The following is a 25,444-nucleotide window of genomic DNA, read 5'->3' as shown; positions in this document are numbered from 1 at the left end:
CGGTTACTTGACCGCCGGCAGCTCCCCGTTGACATATTTCATCAGCGTCGTCTGGAAGTGGCGCACGCGGCTGTCCTGATAGTGCCCCAATTCCATCAGCCCGTCCTTCATCGCCTTCATGCCCTCCTGCACATAGGGGAGGTTGGCCATGTCCTGATCGAACACGTTGGCGAGCTGCGGGCCCATGATGTCGTTGGCCCAGGCGAAGGGCTCGTCGTCGGGGATATAGGTCATCGCCACCGCGCGCGGGCGGGGTTCGCCCTTGGGGGTGGGGAACAGCAGGCGGATCTCCATGATGCACCAGTCGGGGGTGTCGCCGGGCAGCCAGCGGTAGACCAGCGTCGGCAGGAAGCCGATCCACGGCGCGAAGTTGGGGAAGATGTTGTAAGTGAAGTTGTCGAGGATCTCGGTGTCCGAGGCGTCCGAATAGTCGTAGCCGTATTGCGCGGCAAAGCCCTGACGCCCCGCCTCGGCGAGGATCTTGCGCGCGCCGAGCGGATCGTCGGCGTCGTAGCCTTCGACCTCGCCGCTCGAGGCGTTGAAGCGGCGGTTGGTCGCAGCATCCGCCCCGCCCGAGAATTCGTTCATCTTCTCGAGCACGTAGTCCGAATTCTTGCCCTTCACGTGCGGGCTGAGCACGCCCGAGGGCGTGATCGCGCGGTTGAAGTGGTCGCCGATCAGGTCATAGCGCGTGTTCGCATCGCCCAGAAAGGCGAGCAATTGCGGGTGGGTGGTGATCGAGTGCCAGGCTTCCATGAAGGCCTCGGCCGTCGCCTTCCAGTTGGCCGGGATCTTCTTCTGCACCCACATGCCGGTGTAGCGGTTGCCGAAATCGTAGCGCTCGTAATGCGAGGCCGCCGGGCCGAGCCACGTCTTGAAGTCAGGCAAGCTGTGGTTCTCGGTGAGCATGACGAAGCCCTGCCACAGCTCGACGCGCGCCTGCGGCAGATCCATGTCCTTGCCTTCGAGGTGCTTGAAGTCCCACGAACAGGGGATTTCCTTCAAGCTCCCGTCATTGCGCCAGGTGAAGCCGTGGAACGGGCAGCGCAGCTGCACCGACGCGCCGCTCTCGGTGCGCAGCTTGCGGCCGCGGTGGAGGCAGGCGTTGTAGAAGGCCTTCACCCCGCCGTCCTTCTGGCGGATCAGGAGGAAGCTCTTGCCGGCAATGTCGAAGACGACCGTGTCCCCTGCGTCGGGCATCTCGTCCTCGCGCGCGGCGAAGAGCCAGACATTGGGCCACATCTTTTCCCGCTCTGCCCGCGCGAATTCCTCCGAGATATAGGGCGCGACCGGCAGGGGATCGTCCCCCATTTCGATATGCGATTCCTCGAAGAGGTAATCGGGCGCGCGGCGGGTGTCGCCGTTGAGCATGTCGGTGTAGCTGAGGCCCGGGCAGCGGTCGCCGCGGGCAATGTCCTTGATCTCGTTCATCTGGCTTGTCCGGTCCTCTCGGGGCACGCCCCGCCTCTCGTCCTCGCACTTTGTGCAGTGTCTCGCAGGGCGAATATCACACAGCTTGGCCGAGGGGTCACCCTATCGGATTGGAGAGGAACATCATGTCGCTTTCGGGGAAAATCGCCGCGCTCGGCGACATCATGCAGCTGGCTTTCGTGCCGGAGGATTTCGATGCGGCGGTGGCGCACTGGACGCAGGTGATGGGGGTGGGGCCGTTCTATCTGATCGAGGGCATCCATCTCGATGGCATGAAGTATCGCGGGCAGCCGACCGATGCGGTGTTCGACCTCGCGCTCGCCTATTGGGGCGACCTGCAGATCGAGCTGATCCGCCCGCGCGACGATCACCCCTCGATCTATCGCGGGAAGTATGGCGCGACCGGCAACGGGCTGCACCATGTGTGCATTCTGGTCGACGATCTCGCCGAGGCCCGCCGCGTCTGCGAGGACGAGGGGTGCGAGGTGGTGATCGAGGGCACCTTCGGGCCGAGCCAGGTGATCTATGTCGATGCAGGTGGCGGCCCGGGGACGCTGGTGGAGATCCTCCAGCAGGCCAAGGACGGGCCGGATCTGTTCGGGATGATCAAGGCGGCCGGGCTGGACTGGGATGGCTCGGAGCCGCTCCGGCGGTTGGGCTAGGATCACCCCTCCCGCCTGCGGGAGGGGAGCGAGACTTGGTCGCGCAGCGGCCTAGTCGCAGCGGGGTGGGCCTACGCGACGGATCACTTGCCCACCCCCGACCCCTCCCGCAAGCGGGAGGGGAGAAGAAGGTCAGTCGCTCGCGCCGAGGTAACCCAATTGCCCCGCCTTGAAGATCGTCTGCGCGCGGTTCACCGAGTCGAGCTTCTCGCCCGCGCGGTGGATGTGGTAGCGGATCGTGGCGTGCGAGCGGCTCAGGATCATGCTGATCTCCTTGTCGGTCTTGCCGATCGCTGCCCAGCGCAGGCACTCGACCTCGCGCTTGGAGAGCACGCAGTCCGAAGGGATGCGCCGCTTGGTGCGGTTGGCCTGGACGTAGCCGGCGACGAAGCACCGCGTCACCATCGCGAAGAGCGCGCCATATTCGGCGAATTCTGCCGACAGGTCTTCCTTGTCGCGGTCCATGCTGATGAAGCTCGACGCGCTGATCTGCCCGAACGGCAGGTGCACCGGCACCACGATCGCCGCCTTGCACAAGGCGCGCTTCTCGAAATCGTTCATGTCGATTTCGGCGAGGTAGTGGTTGCGCCAGCGGGTGTTGAAGCCGTGGCGGTTGACCCAGAAGGGCTCGCTTTCGTAGCGGCAGGCGCGCGGCAGGGGCGAGTGCAGCGCGAGGCGGTGGTCCTCCCACCAGCGCGCGCCGTCATCGAGCCAGCGGAAGATGTCGGCGTTGAGGATCGTGCCCTCGGCATCGACCATCGGTTCCTTGGAGGAAATGTCGTCGCACACCGCGATCTGCATGCCGCGTTCCTGCGCGATCCGGGCGAGGTTCACAGCGGCGTCGTGAATGTCCTCGGGGCAGGTGATCGTGACCTGTTCGAGCAGCAGATCGAGCGATTCGCGGCCCTGGGGCGTGCGCAGTTCGACAACATTGGTAGCCATTTGGCGCCCTTGCTCCTCTCTTTGTTTTCTGATTCGGGAGAATACCGCAATTTTTCGGAATCTCCTCATTATTTACGTAGGGGAATCCGGAGCGCACGGGGGCTAGCGAAACAGACAGGAGGCGCGTGCGGATGGCATTTGCGGGGGCGAATTTCGGGACTGTGCTGAAGGCGCTGGCGGGAGCGATCCCGTCCGAGCGGCGCGCTCTGGTGCACGGAAGCCGGGTGGTGAGCTGGGGCGAGCTCGACGCCGTCACCGACCGGATCGCCGCCGGATTGCGCGCGCGCGGCCTGGGCCCCGGAGACATCGCCGGGCAGATGCTGCGCAACACGCCGGACTACATTCTGGCCTATTTCGGGTGCATCAAGGCCGGGCTGGTGCCGGTCAACGTGAACTACCACTACAAGACCCGCGAGCTCGCCGACATCTTCAACCGCTTCGGATTGAAGGCGCTGTTCACCGAGAGCGATTTTGCCGCCATCGCCCGCGACGCGATGCCTGCCGGCACGCTGACGGTCGATGTCGGGAGCGGGGATTGGGACGCGCTGTGCCAGACCCCGCTGCCCGCAGGCTTCACCATCCATGATGACGGGCAAGCGCTGTTCCTCACCGCGACCGGCGGCACGACCGGCATGCCCAAGGCGGTGATGTGGCCGATGGATCAGGCCTGGGGCGCGTTCAATATCGGGGTGTGGCAGCGCCCGCCGGGCACCCCGCCGCTGGTAGTCGCCAGCCTCGAGGAGCAGGTCGCGCAAGCCGCCGCGATCGGCCCCGAGCACCCGGCGAGCACCTCGCCGCTGCTGCTGCTCTCGCCGCTGATGCATGGCGCGGGGCAGTTTACTGCGGTGATCCACCTCTTGAAGGGCGGCACGCTGGCGCTGCTGCCGGGGCCGAAGTTCGACGCCGATCTCGCCCTCGATGAAATCGCGCGCCTTGGTGCAAGAGGCGCGTTCATTGTCGGCGACGCCTTCGCCCTGCCGCTGGCCGACCGGCTCGACGCGCGGGGTGACGGGGCCGAGGTGCTGGCGAGCCTCAGGAGCATCACCTCCTCGGGCGCGGTGTTCTCGCCTGCCTTGAAGGCGCGGCTGATCGCTCACCATCCGGCCCTGATGATCATCGACGCGCTGGGTTCCTCGGAAAGCTCGGGCACCGGGATCGTCGTCACCACCGCGGCGGGATCGTCAGGCGGCGGCAAGTTCCAGCCGCTGCCGGGGCGCGAGACGAAACTGTTCGACGAGCACTTCAATGAAATCCTCCCCGGCACCGACGGTATCGGCATCGTCGCGCGCACCGGCCCGCTGCCCTTGGGCTACCTCGGCGAGGACGAGAAAAACGCGCAGACCTTCCCCGTCATCGGCGGCCAGCGCTGGCTGATGACCGGCGACCGTGCGCGCTGGAGCCCCGATGGCACCCTCGAATTCATCGGCCGCGACAACATGTGCATCAACACCGGCGGCGAGAAGGTTTTTCCGGAAGAGGTCGAGGCGGTGCTGATGGGCCACCCCGCGGTGAAGGACGTGCGGGTGGTGAGCCTCCCCGACCCGCGCTTCGGCCGCAAGATCGTCGCCGTGGTGCAGCCCGAGGGCGAGGTGGAAGAAGCCGCCCTCGACGCCCACGCCCGCGCGGGGCTGGCGGGCTACAAGATCCCGCGGCTCTACATCCTCACCGACCGCTCGCTCAGGCTCAACAACGGCAAGCCAGACTACAAGACCGCGCAAGGAATTGCGGAGGCGCAGAACCCGCAATAGCGGGCGCCATGCCAGTCAGGTGTGCGCGGTAACGGACAGTTCCCGCGCCAGCTCCACGAAGGCGCGGAACGCGGCCGATGAATTGCGCCGGTCGGAATAGTAGAGGCACAGGTCCGGCAACGCCGGAGTCCACTCTTCCAGAACCCGCACCAACCGCCCCTCCGCCAGATCCTCGGCGATGTCGTGTTCCATGAAATAGCCGATGCCGATATCCTTCAGCACGGCGATCCGGGCGAGGCTGGCCTCGTCGACAGTCACCGGGCCGTGCACGGCGACCTGTTCGGCATCTCCGTCTTTCTCGAAGTGCCAGCGGTAAAGCTCGCCGCTTGGCAGGCGGATGCGGACGCAGGCGTGCCGCAGCAGATCGGCGGGCACACGCGGGGCGGGGTGGGCCGACAGGTAGCGCGGCGTTGCCACCACGGCATGGCGGCGCGGCGTGCCAAGCCGCAGCGCGATCATGTCGGCCGGAACGAAGTCGATCCTGCGGATGCCGAAATCGAATCCGGCAGCGACGATGTCGATCATCCGGCCGTCGGTCACCAGATCGATGTGAACCCGCGGGAAGCGCCGCACATATTCGAGGATGAGCGGCGCAAGCACCTCGCGCGCAGCGCTGGCGAAGGCGTTGATCCGCAGCGTGCCGGAAGGCGTGTCCTGATGCGCCCGGGCGCCTTCCATCGCCGCGTCGATCATGCGCAGCGCAGGGCCGACCTCCTCGATGAACGCGCGCCCGGCCTCGGTCAGGGCGACACTGCGGGTGGTGCGATTGAAGAGGCGGACGCCGATCTGTTTCTCGAGCGCGCCGACCGCATTGCCAAGGGCCGTGGGCGACATGCCCATTGTGCTTGCCGCCGCACGGAACGATCCGAGCCGCGCCACTGCGAGGACCGCGTTCAATCGCGTCAGGCCCAGATCAGCCATTATCCCGCCTTTCGAAACTATTCATCGCGATTCATCACGATTATCGCAGCTAATGTCCAACGCTAAATTGCACCTTTCAGCACCACGAGTGCGCCCAGCAGGAGCAATGCCATGACGATCTCCCTACCTCCCGCCATCGCCGCCTATTTCAGCGCGGACGCGGCTGGCGACAGCGCCGCCTTTTCCCGCCGGTTCGCCGAAGACGCCGTCGTCGTCGACGAGCGCCGCACCTACACGGGCCGCGACCAGATCGCCGGTTGGAAGGCCGCAGCATCGACGCAATACAGCTACACCGCCGAGCCCTTCGCCATGGCCGAGCATGACGGTCAGACCATCGTCACCGCGCGCCTTACCGGCGACTTCCCCGGCAGCCCGATCGACCTGCGCTATGCCTTCACGTTGGGCGCGGGCCTCATCACCCGGCTGGAGATCGCGCCATGACCCCGTTCATCTCGCTCGAGGGAAAGCGCGCCCTCATCACCTCGGGCACGCGCGGTGCGGGCGCTGCAACCGTGGCGCTGTTCCGGGACCTGGGCGCCGCGGTGCTCACCAGTGCCCGCAGCAGGCCGGACGATCTGGCCGAGGACATGTTCGTCGCCGCCGATCTCGCCACCGCCGAAGGCGCAGGCCTGCTCGCCGCAGCTGCGCGCGAACGGCTGGGGGCGGTCGATATCATCGTCCATATGCTCGGCGGCTCTTCGGCTCCCGCAGGCGGATTTGCGGCACTGGGAGACGATCATTGGGCCGAGGAGCTTGCGCTCAACCTGATGCCGGCCGTGCGGCTCGACCGCGCACTTGTGCCGGACATGATAGCGCGCGGGAGCGGCGTGGTCATCCATGTCACCTCGATCCAGAACCGCCTGCCCCTGCCTGAGGCGACGACCGCCTACGCCGCGGCCAAGGCGGCGCTGTCGACCTACAGCAAGAGCCTCTCGAAAGAGGTCGGGCCGCGGGGCGTGAGGGTCGTAAGGGTCTCGCCCGGCTGGATCGAGACCGAGGCGGCTGTTGCACTCGCCACCCGCCTTGGCGAAGCGTCGGGCGGCGGGATCGCGGCTGGCAAGCAGCAGATCATGCAGGCGCTCGGCGGCATTCCGCTCGGCCGCCCCTCCTCGCCCGGCGAGGTCGCCAGCCTGATCGCCTTCCTTGCCTCGGACCGGGCGGCAAGCATCACGGGCAGCGAATACGTCATCGATGGTGGAACGGTCCCCACGGTCTGATGCCTGCCCCGGGACACAAGCCTTGGGCCGCCGCCATCCGATTGCGGACGTTCGCTCCCCGGTTCCCGGCGCCCGTTCCGCGCGCCTTCCGCGCAACAATCGAACTCCCGCCCGTGCAAAAGATTCACGGCTGGATTCGAATGATTCAATCACCATATTTTTCTTCACAGATTCAGTTTGGGGCTTGCGGGGTCCGCGACTCAAGCTTGGTCCATGCGTCGCGGGTTTGACACGGGTCTGAAACACCCCCGTAATGGTAACTAAGTGCCTAATCGCCGATTGACGGGAGTCCGCAGGTGATTCATCATCTAGTGGTTCGGCGCAAATCGGACCCCCAACCCATGGTGACTTCCCCGCCGCTCCCCAGCGGAGTGAACGGGAAAGGAGTCGCTCAGGAACACGGGTCCGCCAAGCGCTCAGAACGGGATCGACCGACCTGCCAGCACGCCCAACCGGGCGCTGACTGTTGGCAAGTCTGTGGACCCGCCGGTATAGAACAGAATCGGAACATGGCCTCTTGTGTCATAGGCCCGATTCGGGGGACAAGTGGGGCTGACGATGGATTTCAAGGCGAGCGACAACGTGCCGGATGATGTGACCAATGAGCTGGATGCGGGCACCAATGCCGCTGCGCCTGCGGGGGATGAAAAGCCCACCGAAAACGAAAAGGCCGTGACGATGAAAACCACCGATACCGGCTCCGATGCCCTGATCGCCGCCAAGGCGGGTGAGGCGCTGGCGGGCGCCATGGCCACGGCCATGAAGGATGCGGGCAAGACGGACAGCAAGAAGGTCAACGACCGCCGCTTCACCGTGGTGACCGATCCCTCGCGCGATGCGCGCCTCACCGAATTCGGCAAGGACACCCTGACCGACCGCTATCTGCTGCCCGGCGAGACCTATCAGGATCTCTTCGCCCGCGTCGCGGATGCCTATGCCGACGATCAGGATCACGCCCAGCGGCTCTATGGCTATATCTCGAACCTGTGGTTCATGCCCGCCACCCCCGTGCTCTCGAACGGCGGCACCAATCGCGGCCTGCCGATCTCGTGCTACCTCAATTCGGTCGAGGACAGCCTCGAAGGGATCGTCGGCACCTGGAACGAGAACGTCTGGCTCGCGTCGAAGGGCGGCGGGATCGGCACCTATTGGGGCAATGTCCGCGGCATCGGCGAGCCGGTCGGCCTCAATGGCAAGACCTCGGGCATCATTCCCTTCGTGCGGGTGATGGACAGCCTCACGCTGGCGATTTCGCAGGGCTCGCTGCGGCGCGGGTCGGCGGCCTGCTATCTCGACATCAGCCACCCGGAAATCGAGGAGTTCCTCGAGATCCGCAAGCCGAGCGGTGACTTCAACCGCAAGGCGCTGAACCTCCACCACGGCGTGCTCGTCACCGACGAGTTCATGAACGCGGTGCGCGAAGGGGCCGAGTTCGAATTGAAGTCCCCGCGTGACGGGAGCGTGCGCGGCAAGGTCGACGCGCGCTCGCTGTTCCAGAAGCTGGTCGAGACCCGGCTGGCGACGGGCGAGCCCTACATCGTCTTCAACGACACCGTGAACCGCATGATGCCCAAGCATCACCGCGATCTGGGCCTCAAGGTCTCGACCTCGAACCTGTGCTCGGAAATCACCCTCCCCACCGGCATCGACCACCTCGGCAATGACCGCACCGCGGTGTGCTGCCTGTCGTCATTGAACCTCGAGACCTGGGAAGAGTGGAAGGGCGACAAGCTCTTCATCGAGGACGTGATGCGCTTCCTCGACAACGTGCTGCAGGACTATATCGACCGCGCGCCGGACGAGATGGCCCGCGCCAAGTACTCCGCCAGCCGCGAACGTTCAGTCGGCCTCGGGGTGATGGGCTTCCACTCGTACTTGCAGCAAAAGGGCGTCGCCTTTGAAAGCGCGATGGCCAAGGCGCTGAACCTGACGATGTTCAAGCACATCCACGCCAGGGCCTCCGAAGCCTCGATGCTGCTCGCGCAGGAGCGTGGGCCCTGCCCCGATGCGGCCGACATGGGCGCGATGGAGCGCTTCAGCTGCAAGATGGCGATCGCGCCGACCGCGTCGATCTCGATCATATGCGGCGGCACCTCGGCGTGCATCGAGCCGATCCCGGCCAACATCTACACCCACAAGACCCTCTCGGGCAGCTTCATCGTGCGCAATCCGTACCTCGAAAAGCTGCTCGAGAAGAAGGCCAAGAACTCGACCAATGTCTGGAACTCGATCCTCGAACGCGGCGGGTCGGTGCAGCACCTCGACTTCCTGACGCCGGAGGAAAAGGCGGTCTACAAGACCAGCTTCGAGATCGACCAGCGCTGGCTGCTCGAATTCGCTGCCGACCGCACGCCCTATATCGATCAGGCCCAGTCGCTGAACCTGTTCATCCCGGCCGATGTCGACAAGTGGGATCTGATGATGCTGCACTACCAGGCGTGGGAGAAGGGCATCAAGTCGCTCTATTACCTGCGCTCCAAGTCCGTGCAGCGCGCCGGTTTCGCCGGCGGGGTCGAGGCCGACAACACCTCCGCCCTCGCCAAGATCGAACTCAGCGCCGAGACCGATTACGAGGAATGCCTGAGCTGCCAGTAAGGGCCGTCCGGGCACCGGGTCAGGGGGAGAGACTGAGATGAACATGCCCATCATCGCCGCGCTGCTCGGCCTTGCCGTCAGCCTGTGGTTCGGGATCAGCGCGGTGCGCGAACTCAAGCGCGACACGCCCGGCCACGCCTTCAACGCCGCGATGATCCACATCGCGATGGTCACGATGCTCGCGCCGCTCTGCCTGATCATCCTCGTCGCCTACTGGCCCTGACCGTTTGAATCCGAGCGCCCCGCGCGCCCGTATCTGCTAATATCGTCTTTCCAATCGGAGTGTCCGCCCATGTCGCTGCTCGAAGCCCGCAACACCTACAAGCCCTTCCAGTATCCCTGGGCCTACGACTTCTGGAAGCGCCAGCAGCAGATCCACTGGATGCCCGAGGAAGTGCCGCTGGGCGAGGATTGCCGCGACTGGGCGCAGAAGATCTCCGAGAACGAGCGCAACCTGCTCACCCAGATCTTCCGCTTCTTCACCCAGGCCGATGTCGAGGTGCAGAACTGCTACCACGAAAATTACGGCCGCGTGTTCAAGCCGACCGAGATCAAGATGATGCTCGCCGCCTTCTCCAACATGGAGACGGTGCACATCGCGGCGTACTCGCACCTGCTCGACACCATCGGCATGCCCGAGGCGGAATACTCCGCCTTCCTCGAATACGAGGAAATGAAGGACAAGCACGATTTCCTGCAGACCTTCAACGTCGACAGCGATGAAGACATCGCCCGCACGCTCGCCGTGTTCGGCGGCTTCACCGAGGGGCTCCAGCTCTTCGCCAGCTTCGCGATGCTGATGAACTTCCCGCGCCACAACAAGATGAAGGGCATGGGCCAGATCGTCAGCTGGTCGGTCCGCGACGAGAGCCTGCACTGCGAAGGCATCATCAAGCTCTTCCACACCTTCTGCGAGGAACGCCAGTGCCTCACCAAGGCGGTGAAGGAAGACCTGATCGACATCTGCCAGAAGACCGTCCGCCTTGAGGACGCCTTCATCGACCTCGCCTTCGAAATGGGCCCGGTCGACGGCATGAGCGCCAAGGAGATCAAGCGCTACATCCGCTACATCGCCGACTGGCGCCTGAAGCAGCTGGGCCTCCAGGAAATCTACATGATCGAGGAACACCCCCTGCCGTGGCTCGCGCCGCTGCTGAACGGTGTGGAGCACGCCAACTTCTTCGAAACCCGCGCGACCGAATATTCGAAGGGCGCGACGCGCGGTGATTGGAACACCGTGTGGTCGTCGTTTGACAAGCGGCAGAAGGCCAAGGCGGTTAATGAGGATGGCGTGGAGCTGCCTGAGATTGGGCTGTTTGGGGCTGAGGCTGCGGAGTAGTTTCTAACGCTAATTCTGCATGTGGCAGTGGGATCCGATCAAGGCGGAAGCCAACCTTAGGAAGCACAAGCTATCCTTCGAAACGGCGACTCTTGCTTTTTCGGACCCGCTAGCCCAATCTGAGACAGATCCTTATGAAACAGAGGTCCGATGGCGGACCTATGGAATGATAGCCAATCAACTCATTGTAGTGGTCCACACAGAGCCCATCTTCGACGGTGGGGGCCGGTTAGTCCGTAGCGGCCGCATCATCAGTGCTCGGAAGGCGACGCGCTCCGAGCGACGCTCATACGAAGATGCCGCCAATGGAAGATAAAGAACAGGTCCGACGAGATTTGCTTGCGTTGGCAGCGATGGCCGACGACGAAATCGACACGTCTGACATTCCGGAGCGCGCGCTTTCGGGCCGTAGCTTTACGGCGAGATTTTATCCATTCGAGCAAAAAGGCCGGGACATCCGCGCGATTGCGAATTGGTTTATCGACAGGGGTGGTTTCCGCTCCCTTGACGCAAAAAAGGTTTGGATAAACAAGCTTCCCTTCATCGCTTATGAAAAAGCGATCCAAGAATTTAGAATCGTGTTAACTCCGGCGCGTGTTGAGGCTTGGAACTTTGGTCCAGTGTTCCGGGAGCTGTATTTTGACTTCGATACCGCAGTATCCACGGGGTTTTTCACAAAATTTAGCCTAGAAGGCAGAAAACGGGTTAAGGCCGTTGAAGAATTTACTGGGCTTGAATTGAGCATCTTTGAAGATGTTTGGAAAACCTACGGGGGCCTGACGTCAACAGAGCTAACTAGAATTACGCATAAGCCCGGCTCGTCATGGGATCTAGTTTGGAATTTGGGAGGGAAAGATAAACCAGGTATGGCGATTGAGCCTGCCTTGATCGCTGGAGGGAGTTCCAGCACCTCAAATGGAATCAGTAGAGACAAAGATTAATCGACTGCTTCGGACGCCTAGCGTCTTCAACTGGGGTCGCCAAAATCGACCGCGGTTTGATGACACGTTGCGATTGGTTAAGCTGATGGTTGAGCGGCCACCGAAGAGGTCTTTGCGACCGATCCACGAGTTATGCGTTAAACTCGCTAATCGGCAAATGACTTTCGACGAAGCTGTAGAGAAAGCCTCCGACTACCAAGGTTATCTACGAATTGCAGCCGACGAAATTCTACCTGCCTTAGACAACTATCTAACTGAGCGTCAAGTTGAAATAGTTGAAGACTATGGTGACCGGGGCAGGCATTATCCTTTTGCAAGAAACCCAGACGGCTCCGTTCGAGCGATTCCAATATCTCCAGCCTACATTTCCATTGAGAACGACCGATTGGTGCCTAATTATATTTTAGGCTGGGCTACCGTGCCTCTCTCGTTCTACCAAGTCCGACTGATCTGCTCGGTTATTGCTGACGGAATTCTGTCGCTACAGGACTTCCAAGGCTCTGATGGACGAGTGATCCTTCTCCGCCGTGGTAGGTGGGAAGGGATCAGGGACATCGAAACGTGGAGTGTCTCCCAGTATGGTGATTTGTCCCGCGAAGAGATCGATGCTCAGTTTCAACGCTACAACCGAGCAGTGAATTACCTCATGGATGAAATTCGGGGGGGAAGATTGTAACCTAGCGCTCACCCACCCCGGCCTGTCGGCGTAGGCCCAACCCGCTGCAACTAACTTCGCCTTCGGCTCAGCAGGTGTCCTTCGGACAGCTTCGCTTCCTCGCTCCCTGATACCTGCCCCGGCGAAAGCCGGGGGCGGGCGGGAAGGGGGATCGGCGCGACCCGATCCCGACCGCGGGCGTGCAGGACGTACTTTCCCCATTCCCCACCCCGGGCTTGACCCGGGGCCCAGCTTCATTCCCGTTCGAGCGCAGAAGCAGCGGGGTCCCGGGTCGAGCCCGGGACGGGGGAGAGGGGGCACGCCGCCGCTTCTCATTATCGTCACTCCAGCGGAGGCTGGCCTGAAGCGGCGTGGGCAGCCCTTGCCGCCCTGGGTCCCAGCTTCCGCCGGGATGACGGAATGAGGAGCGAAACCCTTCGGCAACCCCTTGTCCCATATGGCTTTGCCGTATGCACCCGCTCCTCGCCCTCGCCACGCCGGCCAACATCGCCACCGCGCTGATCGCGATCAACTTCCTCGCCTTCGCCGCTTTCGGCCTCGACAAGGCGCGGGCGGAGACGGGGGCCTGGCGGATATCGGAGAACGCGCTGCTCAATCTGGCGATGATCGGGGGCACACCCGGAGCCTATGCGGGCCGCGCGCTGTTCCGGCACAAGACGCGCAAACAGCCGTTCAGCAGCCGGCTCCACGCCATCGCGGTCATCCAGATCGCATCCTCGGCGGGCTGGCGGCGGGGCTGGCCTGAGCGCGCGCGCGGGGCGCTTTCCTACTCGCGCCTTGCGTGCCTATGCTGCGGGCGGCTTGTCGGGCCCGGCTCTTTCGGATGTGTGTTGTTGGCGGCGCAAGGCCGCATGATCGGCGAAACAAGGGCCGTTCCCCCTGTCCGTCCGCCTGCGCGAACGTGCGGCAACTTGCTGAAATACGTGAATTATTCGGCGTTTCGGGAAAGCGACACGGTGTCACCTTTGTCCGCTTTACGCGCCGCACCACGCCTTGCGCGTCCCGCCCCAGCGCGCGGCGAGGCCCTCGCGGACCAGCACCGCGCCGAGGCTCTGGCCGCCGCGGGTGACGATGCGCAGCTCGCGGCCGTAGCGGTCACGGGTGCGGCCATCGGCGGGCACGGCGAGGCCGAAGCGCCCGGCGTTGAGGAGCTGGCGCAGGCGCTCGGTGGCGGCGAGGCCGAGCGCGCGCTCCCGCGGGCAGCGCGGCTGCGAGACCTCGGGGGTGTCGATGTCGGCGATGCGGATCTTGGTGCCGGAGAGCCAGAAGGTGTCGCCGTCGACCACGCAGGTGACGCGCACCGCGCCCTTGCAGACGGGAAAGAGCGCCGCGTGGGGCTCGGCCGCCGACTGCGCCTCGCCCGCCCCGGGCCACAGCGCGAAGGCGGCGGCGGCGGCGAGCGGCACAAGCGCAAGCGCGCCCGCGCGGCGCAGGAGAGGTTCCGGTCGTGTCATGCAAATATCCCGCCGGAGAGAATAGCCGGAAATGGATGCGGTTCCAGCGAATTTGACCGCGGTCAAACGCCTAGGGGTTGCCCCGCGCTAGGGAGGGGCATTCAACGAGGGAGAACCTGATGTCAGCCCATACGCCGCATGAACTCGCCGAAGCCTTCCCGCGCGATGCCGAGGCGCTGCGCCGCCTCAAGGCGAGCAACGCGCACTTCGCCCGCCTCGCCGCGCGGCATCACGAGGTGAACCGCGCGATCCACCGCATCGAATGCGAGACCGAAGCGGCGAGCGACGAGCGGCTCGAGGCGCTGAAGAAGGAGCGGCTGGACCTGCTCGACCAGATCGCGGCGATGCTGGAGGAGACGCCTGCGGCCTGAAGGGTACTACTGTTCGCCCTAACGCTGCGCTACGTGAGGGCGTGCTTGTCGCCCTAACGCTGCGCTACGTGAGGGCGTGCTGCCGCCCTATCGCCGCGTTAAGTGAGGGCGCGTGAAGCTTGTGCAGGCGGGGCATGAGGCGATGTCCCACCTGCAACCCGGCGTGGCCGCCGGTCTTGCGCGGCTCAGTCGTGGGCGTCTTCGCGCGGTGCGGCGCGGCGGTCGGGATCGGCGACGGGCATATCGGCGCCGCGGCGGTCAGCCTGGCGGCGGCCGCCTCCCGAAGGGTCCTGCGCGGGTGGTGTGCTGTCCTCGTCGGCCATGATCACCTCTCTGGCCGCAGAGAATAGCACCAGATGGCCGGGGTGGGCAATCCGGGACAACCCTCAGGCCCGTGATCCCACCAAGCCGCTTGGCCCCGCGCGCTAAGGCCGCTAGGGCGCGGCCCGAGATGCGCGAGATGCGCGCTGGGAACGATGCCGGTGACCGAGAAGACGAGCCATCCGCGGGCCGAAACGCCCGACCTGTCCAAGGCCGAAGTGCTGATCGAGGCGCTGCCCTATTTCCAGCGCTACGCCGGGCGGACCTTCGTGGTGAAGTATGGCGGCCATGCGATGGGCGATCCCGAAGCCGCGCGCGACTTTGCCGAGGATATCGTGCTGCTGAAGGCGGTCGGCATCAACCCGGTGGTGGTCCACGGCGGCGGCCCGCAGATCGGCCAGATGCTCAAGCGGCTGGGGGTCGAGAGCACCTTCGTCGACGGGCTCAGGGTCACCGACGAGGCCACCGCCAAGGTCGCCGAGATGGTGCTCTCGGGCGCGATCAACAAGGAACTGGTGGGCTGGATCGCGGCCGCCGGGGGCAAGGCGATCGGCATCTCGGGCAAGGATGGCGGGCTGGTGACCGCGCGCAAGGTCAGCCGCACCACCCGCGACCCCGACAGCAATATCGAGCAGGTGGTCGACCTCGGCTTTGTCGGCGAACCGGCTGCGGTCGACACGAGCGTCATCGACACGATGGTGGGCGCAGGCATGATCCCGGTGATCGCCCCCATCGCGCCGGGCAGCGACGGGGCGACCTACAATATCAACGCCGACACCATGGCGGGCGCCATCGCCGCGGCGCTGGGCGCGGCGCGGTTGTTCCTGCTGACCGACGTGCCGGGCGTGCTCGGCGCGGACGGGGCGCTGCTCACCGATCTCACCCCCGCCGACATCGCCAAGCTGCGCGAGGACGGCGTGATCCGCGGCGGGATGGTGCCCAAGCTCGAAACCTGCGTTGCCGCGGTGCAGGCGGGCTGCGAGGCGGCGGTGGTGCTCGATGGCCGGGTGGGCCACGCGATGCTGCTCGAATTCTTCACCGCCCGCGGCGCGGGCACGCTGGTGCGCGCGTGATCCCCGGGGAACCGGGGCTGGCGCGAGGCGTATTAACAGGCTAATACGCCTACCAAGGGACTTGATTGGGCGCTGCGGCTAGCCAGATGCTGCGCGGCACCCCTGCTACGGAACGGATCGCAATGACTCAGGCATTGGTTGATATTCTCGGCATGGTGATCAGCACCGCCAACATGCTGCTGATCATCTGGTTCATCATCGGCTTGCTCTTCGCCTTCAACGTGGTGAGCCCCAGCAACCAGTTCGTCTTCGCGGTGCACGATGCGCTCTCGCGCCTGTTCGAGCCGGTGCTGCGCCCGATCCGGCGTATCATGCCCGATACCGGCGCGATCGACTTCTCGCCGATGGTGTTCATGATCCTGCTGGCGGCGCTCTCGCGGGTCGTGCAGGGCCTCGCCTACTGATGCCAGATCCCCTCGAGACCATGGCGGCGCGGATCGACGGCAAGGCCTTCGCCGAACGCCTGCGCGCCCGCATCGGCGCGGCGGCGGCGGATTTCGTCCATACGGCCGCGCGCCGTCCGGGCCTCGCGGTGGTGCTGGTCGGCGATGATGCGGCCAGTCAGGTCTATGTCGGCGCCAAGGGCCGCGCTTGCGAGGAAGCGGGGATCGCGAGCTTCGAGCACCGCCTGCCCGCCACCACCTCAGCGGCCGAACTGCTGACGCTGGTCGAGCGGCTGAACCGCGACGGCGAGGTTGACGGGATCCTCGTCCAGCTGCCGCTCCCCCAAGGCCTCGACGAACAGGCGGTGATCGCCGCTATCGACCCGGACAAGGACGTCGACGGGTTCCACGTGATCAACGCCGGCCGCCTCGCGGTGGGGCAGGAGGGCTTTGTCCCCTGCACGCCCCTGGGCTGCCTGATGCTGCTGCAGGATCACCTCGGCGATCTGAGCGGGCTCGAGGCGGTGGTGATCGGCCGCTCGAACATCGTCGGCAAGCCGATGGCGCAGCTGCTGACAGACGCCAACGCGACCGTGACCCTCGCACACAGCCGCACGCGCGATCTGGCGCAAGTGGTGCGCCGCGCCGACATCGTCGTTGCCGCCGTGGGCCGCCCCGAGATGGTGCGCGGGGACTGGATCAAGCCGGGGGCTTGCGTAATCGACGTCGGCATCAACCGCTTGGCCCCCACCGACGACAAGCCGAAGGGGCGGCTGGTGGGCGATGTCGCCTTCGCCGAGGCCGCCGCGGTCGCGGGCGCGATCACCCCGGTGCCCGGCGGGGTCGGGCCGATGACGATCGCGGTGCTGCTCAGGAACACGCTGGTCGCCGCGCACCGCCACGCGGGGCTCCCTCCGCCCGAGGGCCTGTGATGCGCACCGCTCTGCTCCTTGCCGCCGCGCTCCCGCTGATGCTGGCCGCCTGTACGGGGAGCGGCGGGCCACCCAAGCCGAACAAGCGCCAGCTGGCGATCATCGACCGCGCGCTCGCGACCGCTCCGGGCGCCGCGCAGCCGAGCACCATCGTTGCCGCCGAGATCGCCTTTGCCCGCGATGCGCAGGAACTGGGCCAGTGGACGGCCTTCGGCATGTACGCCGCCCCCGGCGCGCTGCTCCACGGCAGCAAGGGTGCCTTCCCCATCGCCCCGTGGCTGGCGACCCAGAGCAATCCGCCGCAAGCTGTCACGTGGAAGGCGCGCACGGTCGTCATGAGCTGCGACGGTGCGGTCGCGGTCAGCCAGGGCCGCTTGCGCGAACCCGATGGCACGGTCGGCAACTTCGTCACCGTGTGGGAGCGCCAGCCTGACGGGCGCTACCTCTACGTCTTCGATGTCGGCGGGCCCGACGTGCCGCAGCCCCCGCCGCCGCCCAAGGTGGATGTGCAGCCGGGCGACATCGTCGTGACCGAGATCGACGCGATTCAGGGCCTTGTCGCCACCTGCCCGCGCCCCGGCACCCCGGTTCCGCCGCCGCCCCCCATCTCGCTCGGCGAGGACGGCAAGACCGAGGCGCACCTGTCGCGCGACACCACGCTGCGCTGGCGCTGGGAGCACCGGGCGGACGGCACGCGCTATATCCTCGCCGAATATTTCTATCAGGGCCGCTGGCTGACGGGCATCGAACAAAGCCTTGTGCCCGGCAGCAATTGATGTGAGGGGGCGGCCGAAGCCCCCCGAACCAACGGCACCATGCTGACCGAGACCTTCCTTTCCGCCTTCGTCACCCTGTTCGTGGTGATCGACCCGCCCGGGTGCGCGCCGATCTATGCCGGGCTGACCAAGGGCGCGACCCGCGAACAGGCGCGCAGCATGGCCCTGCGCGCGACCGGGATCGCCAGCATCATCCTGCTTATCTTCGCATTGTTCGGGCAGGAGCTGCTCGGCGCGCTGCATATCGAGCTCAATTCCTTCCGCATCGCGGGCGGGCTGATGCTGTTCTTCATCGCCTTCGACATGGTCTTCGAAAAGCGCACCCAGCGCCGCGAGGAACGCGCCGAGAAGATCGCGGCAACCCCCGAGATCGAGGACGTCTCGGTCTTCCCGATGGCGATGCCGATGCTCGCCGGGCCGGGCGCGATCGCGGCGGTGATGCTGCTGATGAACGAGGCGGATGGGGACTGGGCAGAGCAAGGCCAGATCCTCGGCGCGCTGGCGGCGGTGCTGGTCATTACCGCGGCCGCGCTGGTGGCGGCCGGGCCGCTGATCCGGCTGCTGGGCGACAAGGTCGAGGCGGTCATCACCCGCCTGCTCGGCGTGCTGCTGGCGGCGCTCGCCGCGCAATATGTGATCGACGGGCTGAAGGGCAGCTTCGGGCTCTGATCTGCCACCGGGGGGACGAGGCGCATGGCGAAGAAGCGGGTAATCGTCGAAGGCGGAGGCGAGAATCTCTACTATGTCTCTGAAAGCAATGGCTGGATCTACCTCTACAAGGGATCGGTGTGGGGCAGCGACACCCAGATCGGCAAGACCTGCGCGATGCGCGACGCGATTGCGGTGATCGAGAACCATGCAGGTCGCCGCGTGAAGAGTGTCGGATAACCCGATTTCCGCCGCGCCAGCCTTAACAAAAACGTAACGATAACAACACTAAGCCCTCTGCAACCCCTTCGGGTGCAGGGTTGACACCCTTCCGGCCATCGGGGATATCCTGTCTCAGAACGAGACAGGCGCAGCGTCGCGGGGGATCAGTGGGAATATCGCTCCAGAAGAGCCAGTCGGTCAGCCTCGCCAAGGAGGCCCCGCACGGGTTGTCCCAGATCAGCCTCGGCGTGGGCTGGGACGTTGCCAAGAAGGGCTTTTTCGGCGGGTTGCTGGGCGGCAGCGGCGATATCGACCTCGACGCCTCGTGCATCACCTTCGACGCTGACAAGACCGTGCTCGAGCAGGTGTGGTTCGGCAAGCTCAGCAATGCTGCCGGCACGATTCGCCACAGCGGCGACAACCTCACCGGCGAGGGTGACGGCGACGACGAGAGCATCGCCATCGAGCTGGACCGGCTCGATGTGCGGGTCGAACACATCGTGCTCACCGTGAACTCCTTTCGGGGGCAGACCTTCGACAAGGTCGCCAATGCCTTCGGCCGGGTGGTCGACAAGAAGAGCGGGCGCGAGCTGGCGCGCTTCGACATCTCGGATACGGGCCCGCACACCGGGCTGATCCTCGCCCGCCTGTCGCGCGCCGGCGGCCAGTGGGACTTCAAGGCGATCGGGACACGCACCGAGGGGCGCACCGTCCACGATCTCACCGCGCCCGCACGCGCCATTCTTTGACCTGAACACCTCCGGGCCCGGTCGCGCGAGGGGCGCGGCGGGCCATTCAAGACCGGGAGCATATTCGCATGCAGCTGCAACGTGGGGAAAAGCGCTCGCTGTCCGACCTCGGGGTCGGGCCGCAATGCGAGGTGAAGGTCGAATTCGGTCTGGACGGGATCGACATTGCCGCTTTCGGGCTCGAGCCCGGGCAGAAGATCGGCGATGACCGCTATGTCGTGCTGTTCTCCAACCCTGCCACCCCGAATGGCGAGGTGCGGATGGCGGCGGCGGGCAACACTGCGACCTTCACGCTCGATCTGGACCGGCTTCCCGGCAATATCGACCGCATCGTCTTCACCGCTACCCATGACAGCCGCGCCGTGGGCGAAAGCCGCCCGCTGATGGTGATTCTCGACGGCGGCAAGGCGAGCTTCGATGCCGCGGCCGCGCTCACCAACGAAAAGGCGGTGATGCTGGCGGAGGTCTATCGCCATTCCTCGGGCTGGAAGATCGGCACGATTGCTGCCGGGTTTGCCGGCGGGCTCGCCGCGCTGATCGGGCATTTCGGGGGCGAGGTGGACGAACCTGCTCCTGCGCCCGCTCCGCCGCCGCCCCCTCCGCCCCCGGCACCCCCGCCGCCCCCGCCGCCGCCGCCGCCTCCTCCGCCGTCTGCGCCGATCAGCCTGAAGAAGATCAGCCTCGACAAGGGCAATTCCTCGGTCAGCCTCAAGAAGCAGGGCAATTCCTTCGGCGAGATCGTGCTCAACCTCAACTGGACGGCACGCACCCAGAAGAAGGGCTTCTTCGGCGGCTCCCAGCAGCTTGACCTTGATCTCGGCGTGATCTTCGAACTCGCCGACGGCATGGGCGCTGGCTGCATCCAGGCCCTCGGGCGCAGCTTCGGCGCCTACAACCAGCCGCCCTTCATCGAACTGTCGGGCGACGACCGCACCGGCGCCATCGCGGCCGGAGAGACAATCCGCGTCAACGGCCAGTATTTCGATTACATCCGCCGCATCGGGGTCTTCGCCCTGATCTATGAAGGTGCGCCCAACTGGGCCGAGACCGATGGCGTCGTCCGCCTCAACATCCCGGGCCAGCCCGAGATCGAGATCCGCATGGACGAGGTGAACAGCCGCGAGCGCCTGTGCGGCATCGCGCTGATCGACAATGTCGGCGGGGAGCTCAAGATGAGCCGCCTGATGCGCTTCTACCAGAGCCAGAAGCCCTTCGCCGAAGACATTGGCGTCTATCTGCAATGGCAGCGCGGCAGTAAGGACTAAGCAACAAGACCGCCGTATCACGCGGCCAAGGGGATCATATTCGATGTTCAAACATTTTGGCGGCTCGCTGCTATTCACCGCCGCCGGCCTGGCGCTTGGCGGATATTACGGCTGGGCGCTGACCGGCACGATCGACGGCGTGCTTTCAATGGTGTGGATCTGCGCCGTGCTCGCGGTGCTGGAAGTCTCGCTGTCGTTCGATAATGCCGCGGTCAATGCCTCGGTGCTGAAGGACATGTCGCCGGTCTGGCAGCAGCGCTTCCTGACCTGGGGTATCGCGATCGCGGTGTTCGGGATGCGGATCGTCTTCCCGCTGGTGATCGTGATGGTCGCCGCTTCGCTCGGCCCGGTGGAGGCGATCAACCTCGCATTGAACTCGCCGTCCGAATATCAGCGGATTGTCGAGGGCGCGCACGTAGGCCTGATGGGCTTTGGCGGCGCCTTCCTCGGGATGGTCGGCCTCAACTACTTCTTCGACGCTGACAAGGAGGTCGACTGGATCGCCGCCATCGAACGCCCGCTCGCCAAGGTGGCGAATATCGAGGCGGTGTCGATCGGGCTGGTGCTGGCCGCGACCTGGGGGGTCTCGACCGTGCTGCCGGGCGAGGAGGCGCTGACCTTCGTCACCGCCGCCATCGCCGGCCTGCTGACCTATCTCGCAGTCGAGGTGGTCAACCACGTGCTCGAACCGCCCACGCCCTCCACCGGTGACGTCGCCAAGGCGGGCTTCGGCGCGTTCCTGTACCTCGAAGTGCTCGATGCGAGCTTCAGCTTCGACGGCGTGATCGGCGCCTTTGCGCTCACCAACAACCTCATCATCATCGCCATCGGCCTCGGCATTGGCGCGATGTTCGTGCGCTCGATGACGATCTTCCTGGTCCGCCAGGGCACTATGAGCGAATACCGCTACCTCGAGCACGGGGCATTCTATGCGATCCTCGCGCTGGCGGTGATCATGTACCTCAACACTTTCATGCACATCTCCGAAGTCATCACCGGCCTGATCGGCGCGGTGCTGATCGGGCTCGCCTTCTGGTCTTCGGTGGCCTGGAACAAGGCTAACCCCGACGGTGAGGGGCCGGAAGGCGAAGAAGCCGCCGCCTGACAGGGCGCGCAAGTTTGATCGGGCGTTAGCAGCCGGGGCGGTCCCGGTTGCCGCCAGCATAGGGAAAGGAAGACGTCACATGGCTATTTCGCTGTCGAAGGGTGGCAATGTCAGCCTGTCGAAGGAAGCACCGGGTCTCGACCGCATCATGGTCGGCCTCGGCTGGGACGTGCGCGCGACCGATGGTCAGGATTTCGACCTCGACGCCTCGGCCTTCATCTGCAACGCGGGCGGCAAGGTCCGCAGCGACATGGACTTCTGCTTCTACAACAACAAGAACGTCGCCGGCGGCGCGGTTATCCACCAGGGCGACAACCGCACCGGCGAGGGCGACGGCGATGACGAGCAGATCGAGATCACCCTCTCGAAGCTGCCCGCCGATGTCGACAAGGTCGCGGTGGTGGTGACCATCCATGACGGCGACAGCAAGGGCCAGACCTTCGGTCAGGTCTCGAACGCCTTCATCCGCCTCGTCGATGCCAACAACAACAACGAAGTCGTGCGTTACGACCTGTCGGAAGACGCCTCGGTCGAAACCGCGATGATCCTCGGCGAAGTCTATCGCCACGGGGCCGAATGGAAGTTCCGCGCCGTCGGCCAGGGCTTCAAGGGCGGCCTCGGCCCGCTCGCCGCGCACTACGGCGTCAACATCGGCTAACGGGCAAGGTGCGCGGTCGGGGGCAATGTCGTCGGCCGCGCGCTTCCACTGAAGGGAACACGGATAATGGCGGTTTCGCTCAGCAAGGGTGGCAATGTCTCGCTCTCGAAGGAGGCCCCGGGCCTCAACGCAGTGATTGTCGGCCTCGGCTGGGACGTGCGCAAGACGGACGGCGCGGCCTTCGATCTCGACGCCTCGGCCTTCGTGATCGGCGAGGACGACAAGGTTCTCTCCGACGCCAATTTCGTGTTCTACAACAACAAGACCTCGCCCGATGGCGCGGTGGTCTACAGCGGCGACAACCGCACCGGCGAGGGCGCGGGCGATGACGAGACGATCCTGATCGATTTCGCCAAGCTCACGCCGCAGGCCAAGAAGGTCGTGATCGCGGTCACCATCCACGAGGGCGAGATCAACGGCCAGAATTTCGGCTCGGTCTCGAACGCCTTTGCGCGCGTGGTCAACCAGGCCGACGGCAAGGAGCTGGCGCGCTATGACCTCTCCGAAGACGCCTCGATGAATGTCGCGATGGTCTTCGTCGAGCTCTATCGGAGCCCCGCGGGCGAGATCAAGGTCAAGGCGATCGGCGAAGGCTGGCGCAGCGGTCTTGCGGGCCTCGCGGGCGCGATGGGCGTGAATATCGGCTAAGGCGACAAGGCGATGCAGCCCGCCCAGCCCGGACAGCGCGTCAAGATCAGCCCCAAGGCCGATTGCCGCATCCACATGCGTGGGGGCGAGGCGGCGCGCATCGCCATCGCCGCCATCGGGCGCGACGAGAGCCAGCGCGGGCGGGTGCTCGCCTTCGACCGGATCGATCAGGCGCAGTGGTTCATGCAGGGCATGGCCGAGCTTCAGGGCGATTTCGAGATCGTCGCCTATGTCATGGATGACCGCCACGGCGGCTTCACCAATCACGCCTACCCGCTCACCTTCGAGGTCGACGGCACCACCTGGCAGATGCCGCAGCCGACCGAACAGCTCGCCGCGGTGATCCTCGCCGAGGTCTATACCAAGAATGGCGAGCGCCGGATGAAGCTCTCGAACGAGGGCTTCACCTTCGGGATCGACGCCTATGTGCGCGCCCGCAACATGAGCGGGGTCGAGGTGCCCTACCGCAATGCCCCCGGCGTGCCGCTGCCCGGAACTCCCTATCCCGGCGGGAGCGGGCCGATCCCGCATCCCGACGGGCGCGGCTTTTCCGAGGGGCAGGCGCGGCCCAAGCCGATGCCCGGCCAGATGCTCGGCTCGGGCAGCGGGGTGCTGATCGGGCGCGATCTGATCATCACCAACGCCCATGTGGTCGAGGACGGGCAGAAGCTCGAAGTGGGCCGCGCGCGCGATCTCGCGGTGACGCTGGCGGTCGATCATGTGCATGACCTGGCGCTGCTGCGCTGCACGACCCACGGCGAGCCGCTGCCCTTGCGGATCGGCTCGCCGCTGTTCCTCGGCGAGGACATCATGGCAGCCGGCTTCCCGCTGATCGACGTGCTGGGCGCCGACCTCAAGGTCACCACCGGCAATGTCTCGGGGCTGACAGGGAGCGGGGGCGACGTGTCGCGCTTCCAGTTTTCGGCGCCGATCGGCTCGGGCTCCTCGGGCGGCGCGATCATCGACGAGTTCGGCAACCTCGTGGGCGTGACCTCGGCGAGCCTCGCGCATGACAATATGCGCAGCCGCGGGTCGATCTCGGAGAACGTCAATTTCGGCATCCGCGCGAGCCTCGTCGCCGAGATCGCCGCCGCTGCAGGCGCGGACCTGCCACCGCTCGCGATCTCGACCGACAATCTGCGCCGCAATGTCGTGACCCGGGCGCGCAGTGCGGTGGTCAGCATCCTCGTCCATGCCTGAGCCCGCGCCGGCGTCGGCGACGCCGCAGCATGAACTTGCGGTCGCATTGCCGACCGGGACATTGACACTGTCCTGGGTCGCGCCGGAGCGTGTGAACGCGCTCTGCGATTTCGCCGCACGGGCGAACCCGAAGCGCGGGTTCCTGATCGTCTCGCGGGTGCTCGGCCGCCACCTGCCGACGCCGCCGGAAGCCTTGCGGGCCGCCGCCGATGCGCTCGCTGCCCAGATACCTACTGACCTCCCCGCTCCGGTGCTGTTCTGCGGCATGGCCGAAACCGCGACGGGTCTTGCGCAGGCCGTGTGGGCCGCGTGGCGCGGTCGTCACCCGGTCCTTGCCAGCGCCTATGTCCAGTCGAGCCGCCAGACTGCCCCGGGCGCGCGCGTGCTGTGCCGCTTCGAGGAAGGCCACAGCCACGCCGCCAGCCACATGGTGCAGGTAGCGGGCGCGGTCGAGGAAGTGCTCCCGCAGGCCCGCAGCCTCGTCATCATCGACGACGAGTGCAGCACCGGCAGCACCTTCGTGGAAGCCGCCGAGGCGCTGGTCGCGGCCCTGCCGCAGATCGAGCGGATCGCCTGCGCCAGCCTCACCGACTGGAGTGCGCAGGCCTTCCTCTCCCGCATGCCGCGCCCCACGAGCGCGCATTCGCTGATCGCGGGCACGCTCGACTGGACGCCCGGCGCCGCGCAGGCCGCCACGAGCCTCGCCCCCACCGCCAATCGCCATGGCACCGCGCCTGCGACCGGCATGCGCAGCCGCACTGGCCTCCTCGCTCCCGAATCTGCCACTCGCGCTCCCGCCACCGCCGCCCCCGGCGAGCGGGTGCTGGTGCTCGGCGATGGCGAGCATGCCTATGAGGCACTGCGCATCGCCGAGGAGTTCGCTGCACAGGGCGCGGTCACCACCGTCCAGTCGATCACCCGCACGCCGGCCATGCTCGGCCATGCGATGCAGAGCGTCACCACGCTGGAAGACGCCTATGGCTCGGGCGCGACCTGCCATGTCTACAACCTCCTCGCCCACCGCCCGGACCGCATCGTGATCGCCGCCGAGATCGCCGGCGGTCAGGCCGAGGCGCTCGCCCGGTGGTGCGCCGAAGCGGGCTCTCCCGTCATGGTCGAGACGCTGTTGTGCCGCTATGGCGAGCCCGCATGACCGCGCGCCCCCTC

The 25,444-nt window shown here is 65.7% G+C and carries 29 protein-coding genes and 1 pseudogene; 25 read left to right on the top strand and 5 right to left on the bottom strand.

All coding sequences use genetic code 11. The annotated features are described in order from the left end of the window. Positions 1-3: 3 nt before the first annotated feature. Positions 4-1,431: an aromatic ring-hydroxylating dioxygenase subunit alpha gene (locus NBV68_RS02455; protein WP_296306919.1), complete on the bottom strand. Its 1,428-nt coding sequence runs from the start codon at positions 1,429-1,431 to the stop codon at positions 4-6. Between the two features lie 125 nt (positions 1,432-1,556). Here NBV68_RS02455 and NBV68_RS02450 point away from each other — a divergent pair, with 125 nt between their 5' ends. Further along, positions 1,557-2,093 (top strand): VOC family protein, encoded by a 537-nt coding sequence (locus NBV68_RS02450; protein ID WP_296306918.1) that lies wholly within the window; start codon positions 1,557-1,559, stop codon positions 2,091-2,093. A gap of 132 nt (positions 2,094-2,225) precedes the next feature. Here the strand turns inward: NBV68_RS02450 and NBV68_RS02445 are convergent, their stop codons facing one another. Further along, positions 2,226-3,035, bottom strand: a complete 810-nt coding sequence (locus NBV68_RS02445; protein WP_296306915.1) for a LuxR family transcriptional regulator — start codon at positions 3,033-3,035, stop codon at positions 2,226-2,228. A gap of 131 nt (positions 3,036-3,166) precedes the next feature. Here NBV68_RS02445 and NBV68_RS02440 point away from each other — a divergent pair, with 131 nt between their 5' ends. Next, positions 3,167-4,783: an AMP-binding protein gene (locus NBV68_RS02440; RefSeq protein WP_296306913.1), complete on the top strand. Its 1,617-nt coding sequence runs from the start codon at positions 3,167-3,169 to the stop codon at positions 4,781-4,783. Positions 4,784-4,798: 15 nt separating this feature from the next. Here the strand turns inward: NBV68_RS02440 and NBV68_RS02435 are convergent, their stop codons facing one another. Then, complete coding sequence (locus NBV68_RS02435) at positions 4,799-5,704, bottom strand: LysR family transcriptional regulator (protein ID WP_296306910.1); 906 nt, start codon at positions 5,702-5,704, stop codon at positions 4,799-4,801. 111 nt (positions 5,705-5,815) lie between these two features. Here NBV68_RS02435 and NBV68_RS02430 point away from each other — a divergent pair, with 111 nt between their 5' ends. From NBV68_RS02430 to NBV68_RS02390, 9 genes and pseudogenes are all read left to right on the top strand, one after another. Continuing rightward, entirely contained in the window at positions 5,816-6,145 is a 330-nt protein-coding gene (locus NBV68_RS02430; protein ID WP_296306908.1) for a DUF4440 domain-containing protein, read from the top strand. Further along, a complete protein-coding gene (locus NBV68_RS02425; protein WP_296306906.1) occupies positions 6,142-6,921 on the top strand; it encodes an SDR family oxidoreductase in 780 nt (259 codons plus the stop codon). Before NBV68_RS02430 ends, NBV68_RS02425 begins: the two co-directional genes overlap by 4 nt. A gap of 558 nt (positions 6,922-7,479) precedes the next feature. After that, on the top strand, positions 7,480-9,516 hold the full coding sequence (locus NBV68_RS02420; protein ID WP_296306904.1) for a ribonucleoside-diphosphate reductase subunit alpha: 2,037 nt from the start codon (positions 7,480-7,482) through the stop codon (positions 9,514-9,516). A 37-nt stretch (positions 9,517-9,553) separates the two neighbouring features. Further along, positions 9,554-9,739, top strand: coding sequence for a hypothetical protein (locus NBV68_RS02415; RefSeq protein ID WP_296306902.1), 186 nt, complete (start codon positions 9,554-9,556; stop codon positions 9,737-9,739). A 69-nt stretch (positions 9,740-9,808) separates the two neighbouring features. Next, entirely contained in the window at positions 9,809-10,855 is a 1,047-nt protein-coding gene (locus tag NBV68_RS02410; protein ID WP_296306899.1) for a ribonucleotide-diphosphate reductase subunit beta, read from the top strand. A 19-nt stretch (positions 10,856-10,874) separates the two neighbouring features. Then, positions 10,875-11,171 (top strand): BrnT family toxin, encoded by a 297-nt coding sequence (locus NBV68_RS02405; RefSeq protein WP_296306897.1) that lies wholly within the window; start codon positions 10,875-10,877, stop codon positions 11,169-11,171. After that, on the top strand, positions 11,161-11,796 hold the full coding sequence (locus NBV68_RS02400; RefSeq protein WP_296306895.1) for a type II toxin-antitoxin system antitoxin SocA domain-containing protein: 636 nt from the start codon (positions 11,161-11,163) through the stop codon (positions 11,794-11,796). Before NBV68_RS02405 ends, NBV68_RS02400 begins: the two co-directional genes overlap by 11 nt. A gap of 157 nt (positions 11,797-11,953) precedes the next feature. Then, positions 11,954-12,472, top strand: a complete 519-nt coding sequence (locus NBV68_RS02395) for a hypothetical protein (RefSeq protein ID WP_296306894.1) — start codon at positions 11,954-11,956, stop codon at positions 12,470-12,472. 449 nt (positions 12,473-12,921) lie between these two features. After that, positions 12,922-13,134 (top strand): annotated as a pseudogene (locus tag NBV68_RS02390) (DUF1294 domain-containing protein); the annotation flags it as partial. 312 nt (positions 13,135-13,446) lie between these two features. On the opposite strand, the gene NBV68_RS02385 reads toward NBV68_RS02390, so the two are convergent. Then, entirely contained in the window at positions 13,447-13,926 is a 480-nt protein-coding gene (locus NBV68_RS02385; RefSeq protein WP_296306892.1) for a thermonuclease family protein, read from the bottom strand. Positions 13,927-14,045: 119 nt separating this feature from the next. Between NBV68_RS02385 and NBV68_RS02380 the strand changes: the two genes are divergently transcribed. Continuing rightward, positions 14,046-14,297 (top strand): DUF465 domain-containing protein, encoded by a 252-nt coding sequence (locus NBV68_RS02380; protein WP_296306891.1) that lies wholly within the window; start codon positions 14,046-14,048, stop codon positions 14,295-14,297. Positions 14,298-14,482: 185 nt separating this feature from the next. On the opposite strand, the gene NBV68_RS02375 is transcribed toward NBV68_RS02380, so the two are convergent. After that, positions 14,483-14,680 carry a hypothetical protein gene (locus tag NBV68_RS02375; protein ID WP_296306889.1) on the bottom strand — a complete coding sequence of 66 codons (198 nt, stop codon included), beginning with the start codon at positions 14,678-14,680 and terminating at the stop codon, positions 14,483-14,485. Between the two features lie 93 nt (positions 14,681-14,773). Between NBV68_RS02375 and argB the strand changes: the two genes are divergently transcribed. From argB to NBV68_RS02310, 13 genes are all read left to right on the top strand, one after another. Next, complete coding sequence (gene argB, locus NBV68_RS02370; protein ID WP_296306886.1) at positions 14,774-15,691, top strand: acetylglutamate kinase; 918 nt, start codon at positions 14,774-14,776, stop codon at positions 15,689-15,691. A gap of 122 nt (positions 15,692-15,813) precedes the next feature. After that, positions 15,814-16,095 carry a YggT family protein gene (locus NBV68_RS02365; protein WP_296306884.1) on the top strand — a complete coding sequence of 94 codons (282 nt, stop codon included), beginning with the start codon at positions 15,814-15,816 and terminating at the stop codon, positions 16,093-16,095. A gap of 20 nt (positions 16,096-16,115) precedes the next feature. After that, positions 16,116-17,006, top strand: a complete 891-nt coding sequence (folD, locus tag NBV68_RS02360; RefSeq protein WP_296306949.1) for a bifunctional methylenetetrahydrofolate dehydrogenase/methenyltetrahydrofolate cyclohydrolase FolD — start codon at positions 16,116-16,118, stop codon at positions 17,004-17,006. Continuing rightward, positions 17,006-17,782, top strand: coding sequence for a hypothetical protein (locus NBV68_RS02355; RefSeq protein ID WP_296306883.1), 777 nt, complete (start codon positions 17,006-17,008; stop codon positions 17,780-17,782). The genes folD and NBV68_RS02355 overlap by 1 nt, the downstream gene beginning before the upstream one ends. A 42-nt stretch (positions 17,783-17,824) precedes the next feature. After that, entirely contained in the window at positions 17,825-18,451 is a 627-nt protein-coding gene (locus NBV68_RS02350; protein WP_296306947.1) for a MarC family protein, read from the top strand. 24 nt (positions 18,452-18,475) lie between these two features. Then, on the top strand, positions 18,476-18,670 hold the full coding sequence (locus NBV68_RS02345) for a hypothetical protein (RefSeq protein WP_296306881.1): 195 nt from the start codon (positions 18,476-18,478) through the stop codon (positions 18,668-18,670). A gap of 149 nt (positions 18,671-18,819) precedes the next feature. Continuing rightward, on the top strand, positions 18,820-19,401 hold the full coding sequence (locus NBV68_RS02340; RefSeq protein ID WP_296306880.1) for a TerD family protein: 582 nt from the start codon (positions 18,820-18,822) through the stop codon (positions 19,399-19,401). A gap of 68 nt (positions 19,402-19,469) precedes the next feature. Continuing rightward, positions 19,470-20,666: a TerD family protein gene (locus NBV68_RS02335; protein WP_296306877.1), complete on the top strand. Its 1,197-nt coding sequence runs from the start codon at positions 19,470-19,472 to the stop codon at positions 20,664-20,666. A 43-nt stretch (positions 20,667-20,709) separates the two neighbouring features. Then, positions 20,710-21,771, top strand: a complete 1,062-nt coding sequence (locus NBV68_RS02330) for a DUF475 domain-containing protein (RefSeq protein ID WP_296306876.1) — start codon at positions 20,710-20,712, stop codon at positions 21,769-21,771. 79 nt (positions 21,772-21,850) lie between these two features. Continuing rightward, the gene (locus NBV68_RS02325) at positions 21,851-22,429 is read left to right on the top strand and encodes a TerD family protein (RefSeq protein ID WP_296306875.1); all 579 of its coding nucleotides are present in this window, start codon (positions 21,851-21,853) and stop codon (positions 22,427-22,429) included. A 66-nt stretch (positions 22,430-22,495) separates the two neighbouring features. Then, positions 22,496-23,077: a TerD family protein gene (locus NBV68_RS02320; protein WP_296306874.1), complete on the top strand. Its 582-nt coding sequence runs from the start codon at positions 22,496-22,498 to the stop codon at positions 23,075-23,077. Positions 23,078-23,089: 12 nt separating this feature from the next. After that, the gene (locus NBV68_RS02315) at positions 23,090-24,277 is read left to right on the top strand and encodes a serine protease (protein WP_296306873.1); all 1,188 of its coding nucleotides are present in this window, start codon (positions 23,090-23,092) and stop codon (positions 24,275-24,277) included. After that, on the top strand, positions 24,270-25,430 hold the full coding sequence (locus NBV68_RS02310; protein WP_296306872.1) for a phosphoribosyltransferase domain-containing protein: 1,161 nt from the start codon (positions 24,270-24,272) through the stop codon (positions 25,428-25,430). The genes NBV68_RS02315 and NBV68_RS02310 overlap by 8 nt, the downstream gene beginning before the upstream one ends. Positions 25,431-25,444 lie beyond the last annotated feature (14 nt).

This window comes from Erythrobacter sp. (assembly GCF_023653175.1).
GTDB lineage: Bacteria > Pseudomonadota > Alphaproteobacteria > Sphingomonadales > Sphingomonadaceae > Erythrobacter.
Note: the sequence above shows the minus strand (reverse complement) of the source record. Positions and strands in the feature narration are given on the sequence as shown.

Bases quoted from the DNA above. Each gene is read 5' to 3' on its own strand.
- NBV68_RS02455 (WP_296306919.1), bottom strand. From the start codon at position 1,431: ATGAACGAGATCAAGGACATTGCCCGCGGCGACCGCTGCCCGGGCCTC.
- NBV68_RS02450 (WP_296306918.1), top strand. From the start codon at position 1,557: ATGTCGCTTTCGGGGAAAATCGCCGCGCTCGGCGACATCATGCAGCTG.
- NBV68_RS02445 (WP_296306915.1), bottom strand. From the start codon at position 3,035: ATGGCTACCAATGTTGTCGAACTGCGCACGCCCCAGGGCCGCGAATCG.
- NBV68_RS02440 (WP_296306913.1), top strand. From the start codon at position 3,167: ATGGCATTTGCGGGGGCGAATTTCGGGACTGTGCTGAAGGCGCTGGCG.
- NBV68_RS02435 (WP_296306910.1), bottom strand. From the start codon at position 5,704: ATGGCTGATCTGGGCCTGACGCGATTGAACGCGGTCCTCGCAGTGGCG.
- NBV68_RS02430 (WP_296306908.1), top strand. From the start codon at position 5,816: ATGACGATCTCCCTACCTCCCGCCATCGCCGCCTATTTCAGCGCGGAC.
- NBV68_RS02425 (WP_296306906.1), top strand. From the start codon at position 6,142: ATGACCCCGTTCATCTCGCTCGAGGGAAAGCGCGCCCTCATCACCTCG.
- NBV68_RS02420 (WP_296306904.1), top strand. From the start codon at position 7,480: ATGGATTTCAAGGCGAGCGACAACGTGCCGGATGATGTGACCAATGAG.
- NBV68_RS02415 (WP_296306902.1), top strand. From the start codon at position 9,554: ATGAACATGCCCATCATCGCCGCGCTGCTCGGCCTTGCCGTCAGCCTG.
- NBV68_RS02410 (WP_296306899.1), top strand. From the start codon at position 9,809: ATGTCGCTGCTCGAAGCCCGCAACACCTACAAGCCCTTCCAGTATCCC.
- NBV68_RS02405 (WP_296306897.1), top strand. From the start codon at position 10,875: ATGTGGCAGTGGGATCCGATCAAGGCGGAAGCCAACCTTAGGAAGCAC.
- NBV68_RS02400 (WP_296306895.1), top strand. From the start codon at position 11,161: ATGGAAGATAAAGAACAGGTCCGACGAGATTTGCTTGCGTTGGCAGCG.
- NBV68_RS02395 (WP_296306894.1), top strand. From the start codon at position 11,954: ATGACTTTCGACGAAGCTGTAGAGAAAGCCTCCGACTACCAAGGTTAT.
- NBV68_RS02385 (WP_296306892.1), bottom strand. From the start codon at position 13,926: ATGACACGACCGGAACCTCTCCTGCGCCGCGCGGGCGCGCTTGCGCTT.
- NBV68_RS02380 (WP_296306891.1), top strand. From the start codon at position 14,046: ATGTCAGCCCATACGCCGCATGAACTCGCCGAAGCCTTCCCGCGCGAT.
- argB (WP_296306886.1), top strand. From the start codon at position 14,774: ATGCCGGTGACCGAGAAGACGAGCCATCCGCGGGCCGAAACGCCCGAC.
- NBV68_RS02365 (WP_296306884.1), top strand. From the start codon at position 15,814: ATGACTCAGGCATTGGTTGATATTCTCGGCATGGTGATCAGCACCGCC.
- folD (WP_296306949.1), top strand. From the start codon at position 16,116: ATGGCGGCGCGGATCGACGGCAAGGCCTTCGCCGAACGCCTGCGCGCC.
- NBV68_RS02355 (WP_296306883.1), top strand. From the start codon at position 17,006: ATGCGCACCGCTCTGCTCCTTGCCGCCGCGCTCCCGCTGATGCTGGCC.
- NBV68_RS02345 (WP_296306881.1), top strand. From the start codon at position 18,476: ATGGCGAAGAAGCGGGTAATCGTCGAAGGCGGAGGCGAGAATCTCTAC.
- NBV68_RS02335 (WP_296306877.1), top strand. From the start codon at position 19,470: ATGCAGCTGCAACGTGGGGAAAAGCGCTCGCTGTCCGACCTCGGGGTC.
- NBV68_RS02330 (WP_296306876.1), top strand. From the start codon at position 20,710: ATGTTCAAACATTTTGGCGGCTCGCTGCTATTCACCGCCGCCGGCCTG.
- NBV68_RS02325 (WP_296306875.1), top strand. From the start codon at position 21,851: ATGGCTATTTCGCTGTCGAAGGGTGGCAATGTCAGCCTGTCGAAGGAA.
- NBV68_RS02320 (WP_296306874.1), top strand. From the start codon at position 22,496: ATGGCGGTTTCGCTCAGCAAGGGTGGCAATGTCTCGCTCTCGAAGGAG.
- NBV68_RS02315 (WP_296306873.1), top strand. From the start codon at position 23,090: ATGCAGCCCGCCCAGCCCGGACAGCGCGTCAAGATCAGCCCCAAGGCC.
- NBV68_RS02310 (WP_296306872.1), top strand. From the start codon at position 24,270: ATGCCTGAGCCCGCGCCGGCGTCGGCGACGCCGCAGCATGAACTTGCG.